Annotated in this window: 22 protein-coding genes; 11 read left to right on the plus strand and 11 right to left on the minus strand. The window is 38.0% G+C overall.

Annotation, left to right across the window (positions count from 1 at the left end; translation table 11 throughout):
* Positions 1-69 precede the first annotated feature (69 nt).
* Both FJR08_RS16340 and FJR08_RS16345 read right to left on the minus strand, forming a co-directional pair.
* Positions 70-1,815 (minus strand): serine/threonine-protein kinase, encoded by a 1,746-nt coding sequence (locus FJR08_RS16340; protein ID WP_168633880.1) that lies wholly within the window; start codon positions 1,813-1,815, stop codon positions 70-72.
* Positions 1,816-2,166: 351 nt separating this feature from the next.
* Complete coding sequence (locus FJR08_RS16345) at positions 2,167-3,255, minus strand: DNA polymerase beta superfamily protein (protein ID WP_168633881.1); 1,089 nt, start codon at positions 3,253-3,255, stop codon at positions 2,167-2,169.
* Between the two features lie 509 nt (positions 3,256-3,764).
* On the opposite strand from FJR08_RS16345, the gene rplU reads away from it, so the two are divergent.
* A complete protein-coding gene (gene rplU, locus FJR08_RS16350; RefSeq protein WP_015078509.1) occupies positions 3,765-4,184 on the plus strand; it encodes a 50S ribosomal protein L21 in 420 nt (139 codons plus the stop codon).
* A gap of 138 nt (positions 4,185-4,322) precedes the next feature.
* Positions 4,323-4,607, plus strand: a complete 285-nt coding sequence (gene rpmA / locus FJR08_RS16355) for a 50S ribosomal protein L27 (RefSeq protein ID WP_015078508.1) — start codon at positions 4,323-4,325, stop codon at positions 4,605-4,607.
* A gap of 56 nt (positions 4,608-4,663) precedes the next feature.
* Here the strand turns inward: rpmA and FJR08_RS24275 are convergent, their stop codons facing one another.
* Positions 4,664-4,870, minus strand: coding sequence for a hypothetical protein (locus FJR08_RS24275; protein ID WP_371415560.1), 207 nt, complete (start codon positions 4,868-4,870; stop codon positions 4,664-4,666).
* Positions 4,871-5,367: 497 nt separating this feature from the next.
* On the opposite strand from FJR08_RS24275, the gene cruF reads away from it, so the two are divergent.
* On the plus strand, positions 5,368-6,276 hold the full coding sequence (gene cruF, locus FJR08_RS16365; protein ID WP_168633884.1) for a gamma-carotene 1'-hydroxylase CruF: 909 nt from the start codon (positions 5,368-5,370) through the stop codon (positions 6,274-6,276).
* A 440-nt stretch (positions 6,277-6,716) separates the two neighbouring features.
* Complete coding sequence (cruG, locus tag FJR08_RS16370) at positions 6,717-7,886, plus strand: 2'-O-glycosyltransferase CruG (protein WP_168633885.1); 1,170 nt, start codon at positions 6,717-6,719, stop codon at positions 7,884-7,886.
* A gap of 168 nt (positions 7,887-8,054) precedes the next feature.
* Here cruG and FJR08_RS16375 read toward each other — a convergent pair whose 3' ends face one another.
* From FJR08_RS16375 to FJR08_RS16385, 3 genes are all read right to left on the minus strand, one after another.
* Positions 8,055-8,807, minus strand: coding sequence for a CHAP domain-containing protein (locus FJR08_RS16375; protein WP_168633886.1), 753 nt, complete (start codon positions 8,805-8,807; stop codon positions 8,055-8,057).
* 108 nt (positions 8,808-8,915) lie between these two features.
* Positions 8,916-9,440 (minus strand): N-acetylmuramoyl-L-alanine amidase, encoded by a 525-nt coding sequence (locus FJR08_RS16380; protein ID WP_168633888.1) that lies wholly within the window; start codon positions 9,438-9,440, stop codon positions 8,916-8,918.
* A 145-nt stretch (positions 9,441-9,585) separates the two neighbouring features.
* Complete coding sequence (locus FJR08_RS16385; RefSeq protein WP_168633889.1) at positions 9,586-9,834, minus strand: hypothetical protein; 249 nt, start codon at positions 9,832-9,834, stop codon at positions 9,586-9,588.
* 403 nt (positions 9,835-10,237) lie between these two features.
* Here FJR08_RS16385 and FJR08_RS23695 point away from each other — a divergent pair, with 403 nt between their 5' ends.
* The 4 genes from FJR08_RS23695 (at position 10,238) to FJR08_RS16395 (ending at position 12,920) form a co-directional block, all read left to right on the plus strand.
* Positions 10,238-10,600, plus strand: a complete 363-nt coding sequence (locus FJR08_RS23695; RefSeq protein ID WP_254435779.1) for a hypothetical protein — start codon at positions 10,238-10,240, stop codon at positions 10,598-10,600.
* Between the two features lie 119 nt (positions 10,601-10,719).
* Positions 10,720-11,256 (plus strand): NACHT domain-containing protein, encoded by a 537-nt coding sequence (locus FJR08_RS23700; protein ID WP_254435780.1) that lies wholly within the window; start codon positions 10,720-10,722, stop codon positions 11,254-11,256.
* Complete coding sequence (locus FJR08_RS23705) at positions 11,256-11,597, plus strand: hypothetical protein (protein ID WP_254435781.1); 342 nt, start codon at positions 11,256-11,258, stop codon at positions 11,595-11,597. Before FJR08_RS23700 ends, FJR08_RS23705 begins: the two co-directional genes overlap by 1 nt.
* A 171-nt stretch (positions 11,598-11,768) precedes the next feature.
* Positions 11,769-12,920, plus strand: a complete 1,152-nt coding sequence (locus tag FJR08_RS16395) for an alanine--glyoxylate aminotransferase family protein (RefSeq protein WP_168633891.1) — start codon at positions 11,769-11,771, stop codon at positions 12,918-12,920.
* Between the two features lie 161 nt (positions 12,921-13,081).
* On the opposite strand, the gene FJR08_RS16400 is transcribed toward FJR08_RS16395, so the two are convergent.
* The gene (locus FJR08_RS16400) at positions 13,082-13,984 is read right to left on the minus strand and encodes a DUF4351 domain-containing protein (RefSeq protein ID WP_168633892.1); all 903 of its coding nucleotides are present in this window, start codon (positions 13,982-13,984) and stop codon (positions 13,082-13,084) included.
* A 495-nt stretch (positions 13,985-14,479) separates the two neighbouring features.
* On the opposite strand from FJR08_RS16400, the gene FJR08_RS16405 reads away from it, so the two are divergent.
* A complete protein-coding gene (locus FJR08_RS16405; protein ID WP_015078494.1) occupies positions 14,480-14,668 on the plus strand; it encodes a hypothetical protein in 189 nt (62 codons plus the stop codon).
* A 334-nt stretch (positions 14,669-15,002) separates the two neighbouring features.
* Here FJR08_RS16405 and FJR08_RS16410 read toward each other — a convergent pair whose 3' ends face one another.
* Positions 15,003-15,197 (minus strand): hypothetical protein, encoded by a 195-nt coding sequence (locus tag FJR08_RS16410; protein ID WP_041457591.1) that lies wholly within the window; start codon positions 15,195-15,197, stop codon positions 15,003-15,005.
* Positions 15,198-15,293: 96 nt separating this feature from the next.
* On the opposite strand from FJR08_RS16410, the gene FJR08_RS16415 reads away from it, so the two are divergent.
* Together FJR08_RS16415 and FJR08_RS16420 are read left to right on the plus strand one after the other, a co-directional pair.
* Complete coding sequence (locus FJR08_RS16415) at positions 15,294-16,913, plus strand: RluA family pseudouridine synthase (protein WP_168633893.1); 1,620 nt, start codon at positions 15,294-15,296, stop codon at positions 16,911-16,913.
* A gap of 279 nt (positions 16,914-17,192) precedes the next feature.
* On the plus strand, positions 17,193-17,882 hold the full coding sequence (locus FJR08_RS16420; protein ID WP_168633894.1) for a TMEM175 family protein: 690 nt from the start codon (positions 17,193-17,195) through the stop codon (positions 17,880-17,882).
* A 32-nt stretch (positions 17,883-17,914) separates the two neighbouring features.
* Here the strand turns inward: FJR08_RS16420 and FJR08_RS24280 are convergent, their stop codons facing one another.
* The 3 genes from FJR08_RS24280 to FJR08_RS16435 all read right to left on the minus strand — a co-directional run.
* On the minus strand, positions 17,915-19,858 hold the full coding sequence (locus FJR08_RS24280; RefSeq protein WP_168633895.1) for an MFS transporter: 1,944 nt from the start codon (positions 19,856-19,858) through the stop codon (positions 17,915-17,917).
* A gap of 153 nt (positions 19,859-20,011) precedes the next feature.
* Positions 20,012-20,905 (minus strand): fatty acid desaturase, encoded by an 894-nt coding sequence (locus FJR08_RS16430; protein WP_168633896.1) that lies wholly within the window; start codon positions 20,903-20,905, stop codon positions 20,012-20,014.
* A 298-nt stretch (positions 20,906-21,203) separates the two neighbouring features.
* Positions 21,204-23,828: SDR family oxidoreductase (locus FJR08_RS16435; RefSeq protein WP_168633897.1), on the minus strand; the 2,625-nt coding region annotated here is incomplete at its 5' end.

The raw sequence follows: 23,828 nt of genomic DNA on the forward strand, positions 1-23,828 counted from the left end.
TTTGTTTAGTTGATATATTTTAATTATAATTACATTGCGTAATAAGGGGATATGGAACAGATACTTTCACTATTTTTGTAATTCTCTAATTCTATCTTGCGCTATTTTTAACAATTCTTCATTCCCTTTCTGTTGCTGGTAAAGTTTCACTGCTTGCTGAAAGTCAGCTATAGCCGCTTGCTTATCTCCTAAATCATAATGGATATATCCTAGAACGTGGTAGGCTTTAGAATATTTAGGATTAATCTTGATAGCTTGGGTGTAATCAGCTATAGCTGCTTGCTTATCTCCTAATTCATAATGGATATATCCCCTTTTTTCGTAGGCTTCATAATCGTTAGGATTAATCTTGATAGCTTGGTTAAAATCAGCTGTTGCTGCTTGCTTATCTCCTAATTTATAATGGACATCTCCCCGGTTTTTATAGGCAATGGCAAAGTTAGGATTAATTTTGATAGCTTGGGTGTAATCAGCTATGGCTGCTTGCTTATCTCCTAATTTATAACGGGCATTTCCCCGGTTTTGGTAGGTTCTGGCATCATGAGGATCAAGACTAATTGATTCATTATATAAAGCGATCGCACCTTGATAATCTTTCAAGTAATCACGAATTCTGCCCTGATCATGTTTAGATGCAGAGTTATTTCCTTGTGTAGCAAATAGTTTTACTGATTTTTGTAAATCATCTATAGCCTTCTGGTTGTTTTCAATATTTCTGTAAGCAACTCCTCTACGAGAATAGGCTTCAGCAAACTTAGAATCTAAGCGAATAGCTTCAGTTAAAGTATTAATAGCTCCTTGATAGTCTCCTTTATCAAATTTATCATTACCTTGCTTTAAAAATTCCTTAGCTTTCTTTGTTGTTGCTGTTAGAGCAGCTTGATAAGATAATCCCTGATTAACAATATAACCACCAGCAAAACTAATAGCCACTGCCATACCCAAACCAACCATAATTTTCGTAGGAAACTTTTTAGGGGGTGGAGGTGGTATTACAATAGTTTTATCAGGTGGAATTAGTGCTTGTAACGCCTCAGTTGCATTCTTATAACGCTGACTAAAATGGTCACGCACCATCTTAGTTAAAACTTCTGCAAACTCATCACTAACTTGGGCATAATTACGCCAGATAATTTCCCCAGTATTCGAGTCTTCCTGAAATTGTCCTGGTACTAATCCAGTTACAGCTTGAATACCAATCATGCCCACAGCATAAATATCACTAGCAAATTTAGGTTTACCACCTGCCTGTTCCCCCGGCATATATCCAGGTGTACCAATGCCTACAGTTAGACTGGTTTGCCCTTTGGAATTAACAGTATAAACCCCAATTTCTTTAACTGCACCAAAATCAATCAAAACAATTTTGCCATCTTGATGACGACGCATAATATTGGATGGCTTAATATCTCGATGAATAATATTTTGTTGATGAACAACTGCTAAAATTTCTAGAATATCTATGAGTAGTTTAATCGTTTGTTCTTCAGTCCACTTTTTACCAAAGACAATTTCTTGATTCAGATCATATCCATCTACAAATTCTTGCACAAGATAAAATTCGTCCTTTTCTTCAAAATAGGCAGCAAGTGAAGGTATTTGGTCATGTTTACCGAAATTTTGTAAAACCTTAGCTTCCTCCTCAAACAATCTTTTAGCAATTGCTAACACACTAGGATCAGGATTTCGCTTTAAGCGTTTGACTACACAGTGCGGGCTTCCTGGTAAAGCTGTATCTTCAGCCAGGTAGGTATCACCAAATGCACCTTCACCAATTTGCTTGATAATTTTGTATCTACTCAGAAGTGTAGTCATCTGATTGGGATATAAAGAGGGTTTCCTAAATCAATACCTTGTCCATTTTTTGTAGGTCGGGTTAAGCGACAGCGCAACCCGACGCATTTGTTGGGTTTCGTACCTCAATCCAACCTACAAATCAAGACTTTTTTCGATTTGGACAAGGTATTGCTAAATTAAATGTATTATATGACTCAATTTCCCACTTTTGGCTAATAATTTGATTTTTTTATATAAAATTACGTAAAGATGTTGGTACAATTTAAACGAACCTGCATGGACTAATGAAATAACCCACGCAGTTGAATTTTGTTTATTTAGCCACGTCCACGAAGCGTACCCCAGGTATCTTTCCAATTTCCAGATTTTTTACCAACCTTGCATTTCCACCAACTCCATACACAAATCATTGATTTGCTCCAAATTAGGACGATGTGGTAAACTGGATTGATCATAAAAAACATCCATTTGAGCAACCAAATCTTCCGCCATTTTCATTAATTGCTCATAACTATAATCACCTCGCAAAATAGCCCTTAAATCATCAATATCACCAGCTAAATTTCTATCTACAGTTACTTCTCCCCGCTGCAAAATTTCCAAGCCACTGCGTAGTAATCGAATACAGTGCATTCCATGTTTTAAATCATAACCTGATTTTTTTTCCATTTCGGCTCTAGCAGGATTTCTATTTTCTTGCCAAGATATATAAGCCTTCCATTCTCTTAAAGCAATTTGATAACTTTGACTTTTTTGCAAAAGGCGAATAAAATCTTTACGTCCATGAGTTAAATTTTGGGTATATGCTAAAGTTTGATCTGCTAAAGTGTACTGTTTCAAAACACCTTTAAAATCAATATCCCCAGTCAGCAATTTATATAACTGTTCTGATTCTTCCAAAAACTCAATTTTCCCCCTAATCAAAAGATAAAGATATTCCAAAAAAGCATTTAACTCATCTTTACTTAAAGGAATTTCATCTGTAATATCAAAATCCGAGGGAAGCGGTTTTTTCGTGGGTGGATTTAACAACCATTTACGATGAGTTTCCATCTTCTTAATTTGAGCAAAAGCATAACCAGAATAAGTATGCTTTACCTTTTTACTCAAAAATAAATGACGGTGATTAATTAAATGTTGTCCGACATTTGTTAAAAAAGGATAATTAGTTAACCACAGCAATTCTAAAACATTGGGATTTGCACCAGCTAATAAATGAATAACCTTTCTTAATTCATAAATAACCGTATCTTCATTACCATCTATAAACGGAAATATCCCTGGTTCATCCCAACCAGAATCCTTTTGTTCAATACTATCAAATCCCAAATAATAGCGTTTAGGAGCAATAAATACACCACGATAATCATAATCTGATTCTGGACGATTTAAACCATAACCATGACTACCAGCTAAACCCACAAAAATAGTTCTTTGTTCAACTTCAATTCTTTTCATCTTTATCTAATAAAAATTAAATTTTCATTTTCAGTATTAACTAAATTATAATTGATAATTCGTAACAGTTATCACCTTTTTCTACTAAAGTTCTCCCGATTTTGTTGGGTTTCACCTCCCTCTACCCAACCTACAATTTTCTTAAACCCAATCGTATTGATTTATATGAATATAGGAATTTTAAATTATTTATGAAAAATCTGAAAGTGAATAGTAAAAAAATCTGAGCAACCCTATTTAAATTGCTCAGATTAGTTAAAAAATTTTCCGTCTGTGTCATGGTTAACTACAAACACCAGAATTATCTTTTCGGAAATCAGCGAGAAATAAAATTATATTTTCTCAAAGGTTGACTGATTAACCATCAATCAGGTAATATAGTAGATTGTCTGTCTAATTCCTGCTCGGATCAGGTAGACATACTGCAAAAGCTGGCAAAGCTATAAATAATAGCGTCTCTACAGGAGATTATAGCCAGCTACCTGTACGGCAACCTCAAGGACGATTTAATGACTTACGCGATTATTGAAACTGGCGGTAAACAAATGAAAGTAGAAGCAGGTCGCTTTTACGACATTGAACTACTAACCGCTGAACCAGATGAAAAAGTTACCATCAACGCAGTATTACTTGTACATCACGAAGGCGCAGTTTCCATTGGACAACCTTTAGTAGAAGGTGCAACCGTGGAAGGGACAATTATGCGACACTTTAGAGGTCGCAAAGTCCTGGTGTATAAGATGAAACCTAAAAAGAAAACCCGCAAAAAACGGGGACATCGCCAGGAAATTACCAGATTTTTGATTAATTCTATCAATCTCAACGGCGAAGTTTTAGCTTACGAAGAAGCACCAACGAGTCCTGAACTTCCCGTTCTTGATACTGACTTTGTGGAAGAAACCGCTGACGAATCATCCGAAGAATCATAAAAAAAGGTTTAAGTTACTAGTTAGGCAAGGGGGAAAAGGTGATAGAGAGTAATTACCAATTACCAATTACTTTTTTCCCAGCCTAAACTGGATAACTAGCAACCTGGGATAAATAAAGTAAATAGAAAAGAGGGAATCATGGCTCATAAGAAGGGAACTGGTAGTACGCGAAACGGTCGTGACTCGAATGCTCAACGACTAGGCGTAAAGCGTTATGGTGGACAAACTGTACGCGCAGGTAATATTCTAGTCCGTCAACGTGGTACTAAGGTTCACCCTGGTAACAACGTTGGTATTGGTAGTGATGATACCTTGTTTGCTTTAATTGACGGTGTAGTTACCTTTGAAAGAAGAGGTAAAAGCCAGAAGAAAGTTAGCGTTTATGCAGTAGCCGCAGAACTCGTAGAAGCTGTAGCTGGTTAATTCGTTATTAGTCATTGGTCATTCGTTATTAATTAATTAATGACCAGTGACTAATTTTAAATGTAGTGATTGATAAGTGCGCCTATTCCTAGTCCTAACAGTGAGCAAAAAGATATACAGCCAAAAGCTAGTGCTGGTTTTAAACCAACTGCTTGGAAGTCTATTTTGGCTAGGATGGTCGCTGACAAAATTAGTAAAGTATCAAGAAATACCCGAAACCAGGCAATCATTAGAAAAAATAGGAAAGCTGCTAAGATAGCCACAAGAAAAGTCCTAGCGTTTGACTTGAAGAAAATATGAGAATAATCATCTAGTTTTAGCCAAGGGTTAGTGAGCAATATCAGGGACAGCAGGATAGTTACCGCAGTTATCAGCCGTACATACCACGGGGCCTTTTCTTCAAATATCAACCAGCCCAATGTACTGTAACTCAGTAATACAAGTGTTAGGGAGAACCAAGGAATCTTTTTCAAAATTGACATATAGCAGGAGTCAGGAATAAAACAGGCTTCAGGTAGTTGATAAATGTAAAAGTTCTGTACCTTAATCAGTTACAAATCGTTATATACTGGTGTTTTCAATATCGGTTGCATTCATTATTTTACAGATTTACTGAACTCATCAGGTTTCTAAATGTTGAATTCCATCCCTAATTCCCAATTTAAGAGAATAAAGATCAACATTTAGTTAAATATGTTCATAAATATTTGTAAACTGTTAGCAGTTGAATAGCCATCTGGCATATCATTAAGGATTGATCATGAGACAAATTGTTATCGTCGAGCGCGTATGCCTAATTGGTCATATCGTTTCTATGGTATTTGGACTGCTGGGGATATTGATTGTTATTCCCAATGCTGAACTAATTGTTAGCTTATCAGAAGTCGGAGAGAGCGTCATGCAGTGGAGTATGGCGGGTGGTGGTGTGGTATATATGATTTTGGGGGCGCTGGGAGTGTTCCTTTATGCTTACCGAACTTTAGGTTTAGCACGCGCCTTAGGATTTTTAATCCCATCTTTATCAATTTCCCTAACTAGCGAATTACTAGGAACTAGCACAGGCTTTCCCTTTGGTTACTATAGCTATTTGAGCGGTCTGGGTTATAAAATTTCCGGTTTGGTCCCTTTTACAATTCCCCTTTCCTGGTTTTATGTGGGATTAGTTTCTTATGTGTTGGCTCGTGCGGGTTTAGAAGTAGATAAAAAACCCAGCTTGTTCCGTCACGTGGGAGCTATTGGTTTAGGGGCTTTACTGCTCACTTCTTGGGATTTTGTGCTTGACCCAGCCATGAGTCAAACTTCCCTTCCCTTCTGGTATTGGCACCAACCGGGGGCTTTCTTTGGAATGCCTTATCAAAACTTTGCGGGTTGGATGGGTACTGGTTCGTTATTTATGACTGTAGCGGCTTTGTTATGGAGCAAAAACCCGGTTAAGTTAGACCATTACCAACTAAATGTACCTTTATTGGTTTATTTGGGTAACTTTGGTTTTGCCACAGTCATGAGTTTAGCCGCTGGGTTTCCTATTCCTGTACTGCTAGGTGTGGCACTGGGTGTAGCTCCGGCTGTGCTGCTGTGGTCTAAAGGTTCTAGTACACCTGCAACGGTGAATATTGAAGCAGCTACTCAAGAAGTTGCTGTTGCTAATGTGAAAGTTGCTTTCAAATAGGGAAGAGGGAAGAGGGAATAGGAGAAGAAATTCTGCCAATTACCTCTTTCCCAATTACACAAAAAGAAAGCTAAGAGGTTGTTTGAAAAGTATTATATGAAACCCATAATCTCCAAAAACCTAACCCCCCTTCCCCCCTTCCCTACAAGGGAATGGGGGTTTTAAAGCCTCTCCCCTGGTAGGGGAGAGGTTTGGAGAGGGGTCTGTTTACACATTAAAAACTTTTAAAACATCCTCTAAAGCTGATATGCCATATTTATAAAAGTTTGGGCGATAGTTAGGAAATATCGCAATACTGAATAAGTCCACTGAATTATGCACATTATTTCTCGTAAAGTATTGCGTCAATTTTGGCATCACTCCAATACTGTTAAGTTAATTTGCCTAAATTGCGCGAAAATCTAAACTAGCTACTTTATACAAAAAAGTCAGGGTTAAAATTGTTAAATATTATTCCGCTCCTATTGCTACTTATCCAAGTACCTGCAGCAGCCATTTTACTTTCCCGGTTGCTCAAAGGTCCAAGACGTTATCCAGCCCTCGAACCACAACAACCCACACCCGAACTTTTGGGAACTGTGAGTGTGGTTGTACCGACACTAAATGAGGCATTACGGATTAGTCCACTGTTGGCTGGTTTGAGTCGCCAAAGTTACGAAGTTCGAGAAATTATTGTTGTTGATAGTCGCTCACAAGATGGTACTCCCGACTTGGTGAAAACCGCACAAATAACAGACCCCCGCTTTCGGGTGATCACAGATGACCCTTTACCCCCTGGCTGGGTTGGTCGTCCTTGGGCGTTGCATAATGGCTTTTTATTCACATCTGAGGGGAGTGAATGGTTTTTGGGCATGGATGCAGATATTCAACCCCATCCTGGTTTAGTGGCGAGTTTGGTGAAAACTGCGATCGCTCAAGGTTATGATTTGGTATCTTTATCACCGCAGTTTATTCTCAAGTATCCGGGAGAATGCTGGTTACAACCGGCTTTGTTAATGACGTTACTGTACAGATTTGATCCTACGGGTATTTATACTGAACAACCGGAACGGGTCATGGCTAATGGTCAGTGTTTTTTATGTCGTCGGTCTGTATTAAGGGCTGTGGATGGCTATAGCAGTGCTAAAGGTTCTTTTTGTGATGATGTGACTTTGGCGCGGAATATTGCCTCTCAAGGCTTTAAGGTGGGCTTTTTAGATGGTGCTAAGGTGCTAAGGGTGAGGATGTATGAGGGGGCGTTAGAAACTTGGAATGAATGGGGACGCAGCTTAGATTTGAAAGATGCTGCTTCTCCTGCTCAGATTTGGGGGGATTTATGGCTATTGTCTGCGGTGCAGGGTTTACCTCTTTTGATTTTATTGGGTTATTTGTTGCTTCCTAGTTTGGTGCTTTCATTGCCGGCGATGTTGTTGTTAGGATTGAATATATTTTTGGTGGTGATTCGTTTTGCTTTATTATTAGCGATCGCTCCCTCTTATGATCGTCAAGATGCCACAGGTGGTTGGTTATTCTGGCTTTCACCCTTGGCTGACCCTTTAGCAGTGCTACGCATCTTTTTATCTGCATTTCACACTCCCAAAGAATGGCGCGGCAGAAAATACGGTGATTAATACTATTTAGGGTGTTGACCGAGGGTATCGCTCTTTATCTGATTGGGGAGAGCGATCGCAATCATTAGAAAATATCCTGATTTCCAAGCCATACTGATTAAAATTCAAGTATGAGCAAGGAAATCATTTGTGGATTGAACAAAATCTCATGAGGATATGGAGATCAGTCTAATCCTCAGTAATAGGCGCTTCCCATGCTGCATTCCAGGATTGAGGTCCGATTTTACCATCAACCTCCAGTCCCTTTTCTTGCTGAAACTTGATTAATACTTCATGATCGCGTTCGCTAAAAACGCTATCGTCTCCCTTGCCAGTAGTGCCACCAGAACCCAGATTCCATCCCCGGTGAATCATCTGCCGCTGCCACAGTAGTATTTCACTCCCTTCCATGTAGGGACTGGTTAGGAAGATATACCGTCCTGTCCATAATGGATGAGGAGGAAGAGGGGTAACATCGTCACCCGATGTATAATTTGGTCTACCATAACCCACAATGTTTCCACGCCTTGTGCGTCGCATAACCTGTCCACCATTGGAATCATTCCCTACAGAAGTATTCCCTTCAATAGCAACGATAGAGCCGTCAGAATTGACTTTTTCTACAATACCAACGTGATCTGAAACTCCATCATTTTTCCAGTCATAGAAGACAATATCGCCGACTTTAGGGTTACTTGTATGCCACAAACCTTGCTCTTTAAACCATTTAATACCGAAAGGACAATAAGCAAAACCTTTGTTAGTAGTAATTTTTAAAGGTAATCCAGTATTGTGTAAACAATAGGATACAAACATGGCACACCAAGGCTCACGATTCATCCCATACCAAATACCAAATTTGTTGTTGTTAGATTCTGGGGGATTCTCTTTGTAACCGATTTCATTGGCTGCGAATTTAATAACTTGTTGTGCAGTAGTCATAGTTGTAAATTCCTCGTAGATTGTTGTGTTTATTTTAAGTTTTTATGTCTGTTGACCAATACCTTGTCCAAATTGGAAAAACCCTTGATTTAGAGAGACTAATTAAATTTAGATACCTAATGCAATCGCTTGTGCTATTTTCTTTTGATTGTTATTATTTGACAAAAATTGTAGTTGTGTGGGATTACTAATAAATTCACACTCTACTAAAATAGCTGGCATTTCTGTCTCTCTTAACACTTGAAAATTTGCTTCTTTAATTCCTCTATTTCTATGAGTTGAAAAAGTTGAGATCAAACTTTGTTGTACAGGTTCTGCTAGGTTTTTTCCTGCATTTGAACCTGAGAATATCCATGTTTCGATACCTTCCGCACTATTGTTGGAGTATGAATTACAGTGGATGCTAATAAAAATGTCTACATTCTTCTGATTTGCAAATGAAGCTCTACTGCCCAACGACACAGAAATATCTGTATCTCTTGTTAAGAAAACTGTATGTCCGTTTGCTTCCAGTTCTTTTTTTAAAAGTAAAGAAATAGACAAGTTAACATCTTTTTCATTCAATACAAATGGATCTTTTCCAATTGCTCCTGGATCTGTTCCACCGTGTCCTGGATCAATACATACTTTCATTGTTTATTTCCTTTTTTTTAGGGTTGATTTTGCAAAAATCACACAAACGAATACATGATTTGACTAAAATAGTCTAGCATTCATTTATCATCTCAAAAGTCTCATAAATTTCAATTTCAATTTTAGGATATTTATTACCAACTCCTCATTGTTTAAGTGCTGATTTTGTATTTCCATCTTCATCAACTGTAGTTTCATTGGGATCAGGTGGAATTAGATAAGCAATAAGAGATGAAAGCACAGTTGTTGCTGCTGCCGATGCTTCAGAGGTAATTTTTTTATCCTGTCCGCTAATTACGTAAGTGTTAAGAACAAAAACTGTTAATGTCACTAAAGCACCTGTAAATGCTGCACCTAAAACTTTACGGCGAGGTCTGGGAGTTTTTGATGTCATGTCATTTCGCTTTTGCGTAAAAGTTTCAGTATTTGAAACATGATAAGAGAGTATACTTTCCAATCCCTCCAAAGCAATGGAAGTTTGCCAACTTAAGCAAGGAACTTAAGAATCCTGACAAGTTATCGCTCTCATCCCTCTACCACAATCCTTTCAAGCGTTGAGACTGTAAGCAAAATAGACCGCAGAATTATTTCAAATTGTTAAAACTTCCCCTTTTTGCAAAATGTTATATTGATAAACACATCAAACAACCGCTATACTCTGTTCAATCTCTTAGTTGTATCTTTATACTCTTGTCAGATTAATACAGTTTTCCCGGAAATCAGTCATTTTTCCGGCGGTTAGAGTTAATTCTCTTGCCCTATTTGGCTTTGCTTAAAAAAATTTATATTTATCACTCATGGATCTACCAAGAAAACGTAAACGTGGGACAATCCTCACGATTCAAGGTTTAAATAAACTTGAGAACGCCATAAAAACAAAGGAATATGCTGAAAATAACGGCAAGCGATTTACCCTTGATAATCTCAGTATTCAGACTGAATTAGACTCTCATACCTTATGCAAAATTTTTAACTGCAATGTCAGAGTTGATAAAAAGTCTCTAGTCAAATGTTTCAAAGCATTTAATCTTGTGCTAGAGGCTGATGATTATCAATCACCTCTACAGCCTCCAATTCAGCCTGATGGGGATTATAGTTTAGCTCCCAATGTCTCCGTTTTCTATGGACGCACCGCAGAACTGGCAACATTGAACCATTAGACATCTCCGAAAATGAATGTAGAGACGTTCTATAGAACGTCTCTACAAGGGTTTCAAACCACGCACATTTAATTACCGGAGATGCCTAATGGATTCAGGTTAATCGCTGTCCATTAATCATGGTGTTAGGTATGGGTGGTATGGGCAAAACCAGCCTCATAGCCAAGTTAATGGCAGGTTTTACCAACAGCACAGACTCGTCATCATCAGAATTTCAGTATGTCATTTGGCGATCGCTTCATCATGCTCCCACTGTCCCAGAAACCTTAACTGATCTAATTCACATCGTCTCACACCAGCAAGCCGTTGATTTACCAAAATCGCCACATCAATTAATATCAAAGTTAATGCAGTATCTCCATCAAACTCGTTGCTTACTGGTTCTGGATAATCTAGAATCCATTCTGCAATGGGGAGAACGAGGGGTATCATATCGAGAAGGGTTTGAAGGTTATGGACAACTGATTAGCACAATTGGGGAGTCTACCCACAAAAGTTGTTTAATTATCATCAGTCGAGAACCAGCGATCGCATTTAGTCTACTAGAGAAAAAAGCCAATTCGATTAAATCACTGATCTTGAAAGGGCTGCTTCCTGAAGACGGACTCAAGCAGAATGGCAAATATTACATAATCACTATGGCGGAAATCCCCTGATGCTGAAAATTATCGCCACCACTATTCATTTTCTATTTTCTAGCAAAATTGATATTTTTTTAGCCCACGGTATCACCGTCTTTGGCGATATTTACGATTTATTAGATCAACAATTTCAACGCTTATCAGATTTAGAAAAAACCGTGATCTATTCCTTAGCAATTCACCGCAAACCCATATTAATGCCAGAATTACTAAACGAGATTATTCCCCCTGTCACTTCCCAGAAACTATTGGGAATACTAGAGAGTTTGAAATTGCTATCTTTGATTGAATTCAATGGAAACGGATTCACAATGCCAAACGATGTGATGGAATATGTTACCAATCAATTTGGATAACAGGGAACAGAACAAGATTATAGAGATTTCTATTTTTAACAAAACGTATAATTGAATAGCGCGAGAGAAAATATGGAACTTAATTAATTAGTCGCACTTCGGCATACTCATTGACCACATACCGCTATATGATGCGATTAATTACAATTTCATCTCACATAAATTAAGTTTATGACATCCACCATTTCCATCAACGATAGTCAGCGTCTAGGACTTGAACCCCTCGAAGTCCCCCACCGTCTCCTATTGGGTCCAGGTCCCTCCAATGCCCATCCAGAGGTATTACAGGCGATGAATACCACACCAGTGGGACATTTAGATCCGGCTTTTTTAACCCTCATGGATGAAATTCAATCTCTGTTGCGTTACACATGGCAAACAGAAAACCCCCATACTATCGCCGTCAGTGGCACGGGTACAGCCGCAATGGAAGCCACTCTAGCTAATTCTGTAGAACCGGGTGATGTGGTATTAATTTGTGTGGCTGGTTATTTCGGTAATCGCTTGGTAGATATGGCAGGCAGATATGGCGCAGATGTCAGAACTATTACTAAACCCTGGGGACAAGTTTTCAATTTGGAGGAAATCAGCGCCGCAGTAGCCACCCATAAACCAGCAATTTTGGCTTTAGTTCATGCAGAAACTTCCACCGGCGCTCGTCAACCCTTAGACGGGGTGGGTGAGTTATGTCGTCAACATGGAACTTTGTTGTTAGTGGATACCGTTACCAGTTTGGGTGGTGTTCCCATCTTTTTGGATGAGTGGGGCGTTGATTTGGCTTATAGCTGTAGTCAAAAGGGCTTGGGTTGTTCTCCAGGTGCGTCACCGTTTACAATGAGTGCGCGGGCAATGGAGAAGTTGCAGAAGCGTCAATCTAAAGTGGCAAATTGGTATTTAGATATGACATTGTTGGGGAAATATTGGGGGACTGAACGCACATATCACCACACTGCACCGATTAATTTATATTATGGTTTACGGGAAGCTTTGCGTTTAGTGGCGGAAGAAGGTTTAGCTAGTTGTTGGCAACGTCATCAAAAGAATGTCGAGTATCTGTGGGAAGGATTGGAAGATATGGGTTTAAAGATGCACGTTGAAAAGGAATACAGGCTACCAACTTTAACTACTGTTTGTATTCCGGAAGGGGTAAATGGTAAATCTGTAGCCAGGCAGTTGTTAGTTGAGCATAATATTGAGATTGGCGGCGGTTTGGGTGAACTTGCTGGCAAGGTTTGGCGTGTAGGTTTAATGGGTTTTAATAGTCGTCCTGAAAGCGTGGATAAGTTGATAGCTGCTCTGGGAACAATGATCTCTAATAATTAGTTAGTTTGTAGTTGGGCTAAAGCCTAAGATACAGCATATTTCGCTCTAATGAGGTACAAACTTGAATTATGAAACTCTTGTAGTGCGGGCATCTTGCCCGCTGGATATGTACCTCATAACACCGGAAAGTGCTGTAATTTTAGAACTCAAGCCCAACTACATTATTCTTGATTTTGATTTAACCAACTTTCTAAATTATCAAGTTTGGTGAAATCTAATAATTCTTCTCCCAACATTTCTAATTTATCAAGTGATAATTTTTGAATCTTGGCAATTAATTCTGAATTAATTTCTCCAATACGACGATTTAATTGCCGGATAATTAACAAAGTTTCTCCTTCAATTTTCCCCTCAATTTTCCCTTCCTGAACCGCTAAATCTCTATCCTGTTGATACAATGGTGCTAATCTCATAATTATCTCCCTATCTTCGGTTTCTTGATTGACTCCCAGGTGTTTTTGCAGGTTGTAGAATAATTCTAGCGTGATTCTCCTAAATGGGTGGTTTACTGTTAATTCTGCTAGTTCCTCAATAGCTTGTTTTTGAACATTTCCTTTTCCTAACATTCTAATCCAAAGAGTTTCTTCCGTCCGTGGTAGTTGATGAATAACTACTATGGCTGTACGTAACGCTGCCCCTAAATAGTATATTCCTGGTAAAGAGTCAGTTTTTAAGGTAGTATTAAAGCCAGATAATATCTCTGGTGATGCTGTCGGAGTAAGTATCCACAGTTTCGGAATTTCTGATTCTTGAAGATTAGTTTTATTGCGTTTCGCTTCTCTTTTTAACACTCCCTTTACTTCTAATAATTTTAACAAACAATCACAAATCTCATCAGATGATGCCGGATTGCGATAAGGTTCAAAAATCGCGGGAGTAGATGCAAATTTACCTAATAAACCTAAAAGTTGTAAATTAGGATTTGCTTGAGGATAGGGAGAAAAGTAAACATCAATTTCTCTGACTTCTCCCGCTACACGACTCGGCGCTTGAACTTCTCCATAGTTTTTGAGAAGTTCCTCTAAATAGTCCTTAGCAAATTGATCATGAATGAATCTTGTCATGTAATAATTATATCAGTATATTGTGTTTTAAGTATCAAAGGGTATTTGTAAAGTATAAAATTCTATAAATCACGAAATCCCAGCTTAGAGGATGTTTTAAAAGTTTTTAATGTGTAAACAGACCCCTCTCCAAACCTCTCCCCTACCAGGGGAGAGGCTTTAAAACCCCCATTCCCTTGTAGGGAAGGGGGGGAGGGGGGTTAGGTTTTTGGAGATTATGGGTTTCATATAATACTTTTCAAACAACCTCTTAGTACAGCATCTCACAATTTTAGGTAAAATAGAGATTCTTAACTCACTCCAAAAAGTAGATTACAACTCTACTTCCTGCAAATGTAGAGAATCAAGAAGAAGTGCAAATTCTTCAACTGATGAGGTAGATAATAGAAGAGTCACAACTAATTGACGAGAATTTATACTTCTTGTATTGATTTTGAACTCAGGAAGTTTAAAAAATTCCCTCAGTTTCCAGTAGAAATTAAAGGGGTATCTGTCATGAAAGAATACATGAGTGCTTTAGAGGGGTTAGTCGAGCAATTAACACTAGCTGCAATTTTAGAGATGCTAGAACGGATATGTCATAAAAAAGCGGAAAATCTGAGAACTCACTGGAATGATGAAGAAACCGCAAAGCTTTGGGAGAAAGCAGCTAGACAGATAGAAAATATCAATGTTGATATTTAAATATTGCGAAAACAAATTACTCTTAGTTTATGGTTATTTTCAGTCAATGGAAATAACCAATTTTTAATTTTGCGGATAGCTAATTACCCCAAAAAACCAGCGAGTAATAGTGGTAATAGTATCAAAGCAGACCCGATTAAAACCAGGGTAGCCGGATCAATTTTAATGTGGTTCTTTTGTGGATCACGCATTTGGTATAATTCTGAAAAATAACTATTTTAACACAAGCTAAATTAAATATAACCATTTATTTTTTATTCTGAGTGTTGACAATTATCTATGGGAACAAATACTTTGTGATAACAACCTACAGATTGTCCAAACCAAAGCCTATCTAAACTTCCTCCACAGGATTTTCCCAAAGATGTTCCCACAGGTTTCGGGAAAGTTTCATATCCTCATCTACAAAAAAATATATGAGAAAAAATGGTAAAAACAAAAATACCAAAATAATGATAAAATTGCCGACGGGATTATTGATAATTTCTGGTGTGAGAATAATCAAAGGTATTGTAAAATATACTAACATCTAACATCCATACCAAAAAAAGCTTCCCAATTAAAACAAACAACTTAAACAAAAATTTGTTAACTATCAAATAATTTATCATACTATATACATTTTATGATTCTTCTTCATCCGCTTTCAGACTTTATCGAATCCAATTTTATCATTTATTCCGCACAGCCTAACTATTACTATGAAGGAAAATGTCCCCAAACTGGTGAAATATTGAGATTACCCCGCACACCTTTAGCAGAAGCTATAGCTGATAGTCTCATGCAGCAACTTGAACAAAATCATCTTTATTCCCATGAGGGAAAAATGTATGGTATTTTGTTAGTTGAATTACCCAATGGTGAACAAAGAGTTATTAAAGCATTTTCCGGTTTATTAAATGGTAATAGTATGGTTACAGGTTGGGTGTTACCAATTCCTGGTAGAGAGGAAGTGGCTTTATTAGAAACTCAGATTTTAGCAAAGTTAGCAGCAATTAAACAAGAAATTATTACCCTTGAACAAATTCCCGAAAGAGCAGAATATAAAACTCTGTCCGTTGAATATACCCAACAGTTACAAACTATGAGCTTACATCATGATCATAGCAAACAGCAACGACACAAACAACGTCAAGAATTTTATCAAACTCTCACAGATAAATCTCTCACAACTGCTTTGGAAAAACTAGAAGCAGAAAGCCGTCAGCAGGGAATTGACCGCCGAAATCTTAAACGCCATCAAAATGAAATTTTACAGCCTTTACAGCAAATTATAACGTCCGCAGATAGGAAGATTACAGAACTCAAACAACAGCGGAAACAACTATCTCGGCAATTACAAACAGAAATGCACGCTGCTTATAGCTTAACTAATTTTCAAGGACAATCTCTATCTTTACAGCAATTATTACCAGGAGGAACACCAACCGGAACGGGGGAATGTTGCGCTCCTAAATTATTACATTATGCAGCAACCCATGGATTAAAACCTTTAGCAATGGCTGAATTTTGGTGGGGTAATTCTTCTATAGAAAATAAGGTTTCTGGAGAATTTTATGGTGCTTGCTTGGAAAGATGTCAGCCATTAATGGGATTTTTGCTATCAGGATTAAAGCCAAATCAAGTAGAAATAATTTATGAAGATGAATGGCTAATTGCTGTGAATAAATCATCAGGACTGTTATCTGTTCCCGGTCGTTATTTTCATAATCAAGATAGTGTAATTAGTCGTTTACGTCATCTATATAATCAAGAAATAATCGCGGTACATCGTTTAGATCAAGATACTTCCGGGATTCTCTTAATAGCTAAAGATCCAATTACTCATTCTCAATTAAGTCAACAATTTCAACAAAGACAAATTCATAAAGTTTATGAAGCTTTGCTGACAGGTTCTCTAGCTATTAATGAAGGTGAAATTAATTTACCTTTGTGGGGAAATCCTGATCATCGTCCTTATCAAGAAGTGGATTTATCACGAGGTAAACCTAGTTTAACTCACTTCCGCGTTATGAACAGAGAAGGAGATTATACCCGTATTGAATTTGTGCCTTTGACTGGACGGACTCATCAATTACGGGTTCATGCTGCTGATACAAGAGGACTGGGAATGGCAATTTTGGGGGATAAACTCTATGGTTATCATAGTGATACTGATAGATTATATCTGCACGCGAGAGAGTTGAGGTTTCAGCATCCTCATGTAGAAAAAATCCTCCACTTACAGGTAAAAACACCATTTTAATTATAATTAGGGCTTGCTGAAAAAGTGGAAAAAGCCTTAATTTGTAGGTTAGGTTGTGAAACGTGAGCGTTCGCGGAGCAATCAGCAGGATATCTGAATTTGCAAAAATATCTTGACAAACACTTTAGGTTTATTATATTATTTAATATAACGAGCGTTCGATATAGAAACGATAGCTGTTATGCCGAAATTCTTGTTATTTGAATTTTATTTTCCACCGTAAGTTTACTTTGACCCAACGTACAAATTAAAAGTAGCCTGCACTTTTGGATATGACTAATGAATGAAGATAAAAACAATAATTCTGATCAGAAAGAGCCTATTGTCCACCTTCAGAGAATAGCTGATATTATATTCGCACTGGCAATGGCAGAGTGCTTCTTAGCTCTTGATTTTCCTGAAAATCTGCAACAGCCCACAGACTCAGAAATTGTGGCATTTTTACTAGCTCAAATAAAACCACTCACTAGCTACGCGATCGCATTTGTGACTGTTGGTTTCTACTGGCTAGAACATATCAAGCAATTTAAATATTACAAACAAGCAGATACAATTCATATCTCACTCTATTTACTTTATCTGATGGGAATACTTCTGATTCCTTACTCTGACACCCTAGTTATTTATTTTCCAGAAAATGCTCTTGTGAAAATATGCTTTAGCGTCAATACTGCATTCATTGGATTGATATCATTTATTAACTGGAATTATGCGACTTATAAACACCGACTAATTGCCGATGATCTAAATAGTGAAATTATTATTTCTACAAGATGGAAAATCTTGATAGAGCCGATTTTTTCCTTATTAACAATAGGAGTTGCTATTATCGATCAAGGTTGGTGGGAATATGTCTGGTTTTTATTACCAATTCCTTATCTCTGGACAGAGAAGATATTTAGCAAGGGTGCTGTCAAAAATAATCAACAGGCTGACAATAATTATGAAAAATATCAGGACAAGGAGTAGCTAATCATCCCCAAATACTAAATATACTTCGTTTACTGTATCTTCGCCTTAATATTGACATCTTTAAGCTGACCGTCTTCCATATAAATAATGCGGTCAGCAATATCTAAAATGCGGTTATCGTGGGTAACAAGCAAAATAGTACAGCCTTGTTCTTTAGCAAGTTTCTGCATCAATTCCACAACATCGCGGCCAGATTTTTTATCAAGTGCAGCGGTAGGTTCATCAGCTAAGACAATTTGAGGCTGGCTGACTAAAGCACGAGCGATAGCCACCCGTTGTTTTTGTCCACCAGAAAGATTTTCGGGGTAGTAACTGATACGATCTCCCAAACCAACAGATTCTAGCATGGCGATCGCTTTGTTGTTGATATCATGATTTAGATATTCATCATGCAATTCCAAGGACATCCGCACATTTTCTTGGGTAGTTAAAAACGTCATTAGGTTATGCGCCTGAAAAATATAACCAATTTGACGGCGCAATTTAGTTAACTGTTGTTTATTTGCTCCACATATTTCCTGTCCTAAAATTTTCAAACTACCTTCTTGAGCAGAACGCAAACCACCCATTAAAGTCAAAAGGGTAGTTTTACCTGAACCGGAAGGTCCTGTCATAATCACAATTTCACCAGGTTGAATATCCAAATTAATGTCAAATAATACTTGTTTACGTAGCATACCTGATCCAAAATAATGATTCAGGTTACGCACTGAAATTACAGGTTCGGAAACAGGGAATGAAGAATCAGTAGTAACTGATTTAATCACTGATTCAATTTTATGAGTGCGGCCGATTGACGAAGCTATGGCAGTGAGGAACATTGTGACTCCAGCTGCTACAAATAATCCCGTCAAACTGAATTCTACTAACACTCCAGAAACACCTTGAGAGAAGGGATCAAGAGCTACCGCAGCGAACATTGTCAGTCCCATCATTCGTCCCTGCATATTTGAGGCTGTATTTTGTTGCAGCCAAGTCATGCCCAGTACAGTGACAGTACCACCTCCTATCCCCATCAAGGCAATTATTCCCGATGCTATCCAAAAGTCCTGGACAAATCCTAATGCTATTAGTCCCGCACCCAGACCATAGCACAGTAAAACAAGAGGGGTTTTGAGACTCTTAATTGCACTCATTTGACTGGCAACTAAGACACCAAGTAATGCACCTATACCGTAAGCGGATTGTAGATAACCAAATGTTGTGGCATTAGCTCCAAACTTTACATTAACTAAGGCTGCAACGCCGATGATAATCGGACCTAACATTGCAAAATTAATCATTGCTAAAAGTAGCAAACTTATTCTGATAGCAGGCTGTGTCCAGGCATATTTTAAACCTAAAATAATCTCACCTGTTAAAGCTTGTTTCTCTGGTTCAGTTGCCAGAGGTTGACGGCGACGAGTCCGCACTAGGTATATGAACAAACTACCAAAGGCAAATATGAGTGTATTGATTGCAAAAGCAATGGTTAATCCAAACGCACCAATCATAAAACCCGCACCAGCAGGTCCGATGACTTCGGTAAACTGTTCACTGCCCTGTATCCAAGCGTTAGCTTCTGCTAATTGTGATTTTCTCACCAATTGAGGCAAGAGGGCAAGAATCGCTGGGTATAAAATAGCCTCAAACAATCCAAATAAAACAGCAATTACAATGAAAACAATGAGATTAAAACCATCTAATATTAGCAAAACAGTAGCAATTCCAATTAAAACAGTATTAATCAGACCTCCAATGATAGCGACATTTCGAGGTGACCAACGATCGCTGATTGCACCACCTACCAACATAAACAAGGCTCGTGGAATTGCCGCCGCCACTAATACAGTACCAACAGCCAATCCTGAAGCTGTTTTCTGGAGTACCAACCATGTTAACGAAACCATCCAAAATTTAGCAGCAGACAAGATTAAAGTTTGCCCTAACCACAGCCAGCGAAAGTTAGGGAAATATAAGGGTGATCGCAGCATCTACTCATTCTCATTCAGAAAATTTATACAAACAGGACTTACGCAAAAATTACGTGAAAGCCTTGATTTACCGTAGGGGCAATTCATGAATTGCCCCTACATTTCATACTTGATGCGTAAGTCCTAACAAAATCAAAATTATTGCTGACTTATTCAGATTATGATTTGGGCTGATTTTGTATCTTGATTGTTGCGTATAAATTGCCTATAAGTATCTAAGATTCCCTGCGAAATATCTGGATTATCTGCACATAAAGCCTGATGTGCTTCTGGTAATTTATACCAAGGAATAGCGGGATACAAGTGATGAACATAGTGATGACCTGCATTATGAAAGACAAAATTAATAACAGGATTCACATTCGATCTCGAACCTGAGAGAGTATTAAAATGTTCTTGCACTTCAGAGAAAAGTGATAAAAAAGAAAAACACCAGAATAAAGGCACAAACCAGTAAAGGAGTAAAATGTCTAAATTTCCTGACAAACTGAAACTTAGAATAACCGTTAACCAGAATAAATAAAGTTTGTAACTACGTTTTATACCATTAATGAGTGAACTCAATTTGAATGAATCTTGGAGCAAGGGATACAAAATGACTTCTAGGAAGAAGTAATACACAGAAAAACCCAGAAAAGGTTTAATAAACAATATCATAAACACATTCTTATCCGGTTTATTTAATCCCAGAAACTCATAATCTTCGGGTATATAATCCCTATCAGAGAATAAGTATTTATGATGCGGAAAGTGATGCTCTCGATAAGAAGAAATTGTCCTCAAAAATGGAAAACTATATATAAATTCTAGCTTTTCATTCCATGATTGTTCGGTAAATAGATTATTGTGAGCTGCTTCATGTCCCAATGCTTCTCCTATGGCAAATTGAAAAATGCCTATTAACCACACAGCAACAAAATAAATGAAGATATTATTTGCCCAAATACTAAACGCAGCAATTAAGAAAATTGCCATCCAGTCTCTTAGTAATGCTAAAAACGACTTGATATTATTACGCTCAACAAAGTCAATTGGTTTACTGGTCATAAAATAGCTCCTTTGTGATTTAACAACGGTTTTTGGATGAAAGGGAATAGGGAAAACTAGGTTGCCTACAAAGGGCTTGATTTTCACCTAACTTCTATTACAAGGATTATTTCGACCATAATTTTAGTCTACTTTAAACCTTCCTTTTTTTCATAAATGAACCACATTAAAAGTGTTTGTAGTAAGATGTTTAATCTTTGAATTTATAACTAAAGAGCTTACTACAAACAAACGCAAAACTTTTGTAATATACCAGTAATCAACACTCAACTAATTTGACACAAGTTCGCACAATTACTTATTCAGCACTACTCAGTACAAATTCTATATACTGATGAGTAAACTGCTTATCACATGGTGGACACCAGTGTAAATAAGTATCAACCTGGTCTGTACTGATATTTCTGAACATCGTATTAAATTGGTTTTCTAACTCAATTGATACCACTGATTTCAAAAGTTTCATGCCCTTTTTGTTCGTATGACGAACATATTCTTCATACTTGTCAACGAAACTTCTGAGTGGCACAAGCTCAATGTGCTTATCCAATTTGTCAAAATATCTAATTACATCAGACCAATTGAGTGGATGTGGGTTATAGAAAGTGTAGTTGTGTTTTCTCTCATTGGTAGGTAGTAAAGATGTAGAAATAATTGCCTTGGCAGCATATTCAACTGACATCAAATCAAAATCAGCATCCATATCAGGTATGCAGCCTATATGATAAATTGCACAGAGGAAATTTTCAAAGGCATCCTCATCAATAAAAAAGTCATCGTCAATATTTTCATAAGCCTTTTCTATCAAGGTAAATAGCTTATTCAATGGGGTATTTTTCTCAATATTTGCGACCCGCAAAGTATATAGATATCCCAACCGATAGTTAACCCAAGGATATCCCTGTTCTACTAGACGCAAGACGATTTGCTCTGTCACATACTTGGTTTGTGCATATCCATTGACTAAACCAATAGGGGTGGGATTTTCAGAGCAGTCTTCTAACAAGGATGTAGCGCAACTCGACACATTATAAAGAGGCTTGACCTTTCCAGATAATGCAAAATCTGCGACTTCAATAGTGCCAACCACATTAGTGTTCTTGATGATGTCATAGGGGAGATAGAAGTTATCTACAGCAGCTACATGATATACGCTGTCAATATTTTGCGCTAACTCTTCATAGCGATCTTCTTCTAGTCCAAACCGCTTTTTAGACATATCACCGATGATGATTTGTACACGATTTTCCCATCCTTGTAGCAGCTTGACATCGAACTTTCGCGCGGTTTTCTTGATCCGTTGAAGACCTGCTTCCTCATTGGCCGCTCGAACTAAACAAGCAATATTTAGATCGGTAGTGTCAAGGAGTTCTTTCAAGAAATAAGTACCGACAAAACCAGATGCCCCAGTTAGTAAGCAAGTGTTGGTTTGAGCGTTCTGGCTGAGATCAACTTTGTCGTCACGATTACGAAGAAGGTATTCTAAAGCATTTTCTATCTCCACATTAAGAGGTTGACTATGGGTAAGTTTCACTTTCAACGAGTCTTTATTAGAGATAGCAAGAGCTATATCGTCAATCATCCCCAAGAACGTATTGGCGTAGAAAAATGCTTCAGTAGGAATTTTACAACCTAGTTCTCCTTCGAGTGTGCTATGAATCTCAATGATTTTCAAAGAGTCAATCCCATAGAAGAAGATAGACTTCTCTACATCGAAATCAACCATCCGCACTTCATATTTCTTAGTCAGAATCTGGATGAGACTGGTAAAGACCTTCAGGTGCATTGGACCCATAGAAGTTATGCGTTCAAAGGTCTTTTCAATGTTCAACATACTAATTTCTCCTGGAGATTGATTTGCAGATTTATCTTGAGGCCATTTAGCTAAAGCATCCGGGCTGCCTTGAAGAAACTCTTGCTTGCACTGTTGTCTACGAATTTTGCCACTAGATGTTTTCGGAAGTTGCATATGTCCTAAAAACACGATCTGGCGTAATTGGATCTCGAAGTTCTCTCCCACAGCGAGAGAAATAGCTTCTGCCAATTCTTCTAAATAACCAGACCGCCGTAGATTGATCACACCAGCTTTTGTTAATTCAGCAAAAATCACCAAATCCTCTCCAATCTGACCGGAAACACTGAAAGCAGCAACAGAACCGGAGCGAATATCAGGATGTGCTTGCTGGACACAGCCCTCGATGTCTTGGGGATAGTAATTCACACCATTGATGATAATGATGTCTTTGATTCGGCCTGTAATGTATAGTTCGCCCTTCTCATCAATAAAACCCAAGTCGCCGGTACGGAGGTAAGTCCGATCATCATCTGGTAAAGAAACAAGAGTTTTTGCTGTGGCTTCTGGATGGTTGTAATAACCAGCCATTATGTTAGAGCCTGTACTCCAGATTTCCCCAACATGATTTGGGGGCAATACGCAATTTTTATCAGGATCGACAATATAAATTTTTTGGTCTAGCCAAGGGAAGCCACACCCGACAAAAACCTTTTCCTTACTTTTGTCGGTTGGCTCTTGAGCTATGTTTTGCTGACCCAATGTCATCCAGTCAACAGCTTTAAAAACTGGATCTTTATCAACGTATCCAGAAGATATGTAGACTGTAGCTTCAGCCATACCATAAGCAGGGAGGAACATCTTTGGCTTGAATCCGTTAACCGCGAACTTTTCTGAAAAATCCCATATAGTTTGTGGATTGATTGGTTCGGCGGCATTAATCGCCATCCGCAGGGAAGATAGATCCAGTGTCTGCTGATCGCTGGGCTGGATTTTATCAACACATAGTTGATAGGCAAAGTTTGGTGCGCCTGTATATTCTGCCCGGTATTTAGTGATGGCACGTAGCCACTGTATTGGCTGGGAAGCGAAAGTTGATGGCGCAAGTAGGACACAATGAGCGCCACTATA

The sequence above is a fragment of the Dolichospermum sp. UHCC 0260 genome, from assembly GCF_009711985.1.
Lineage (GTDB): Bacteria > Cyanobacteriota > Cyanobacteriia > Cyanobacteriales > Nostocaceae > Dolichospermum > Dolichospermum lemmermannii.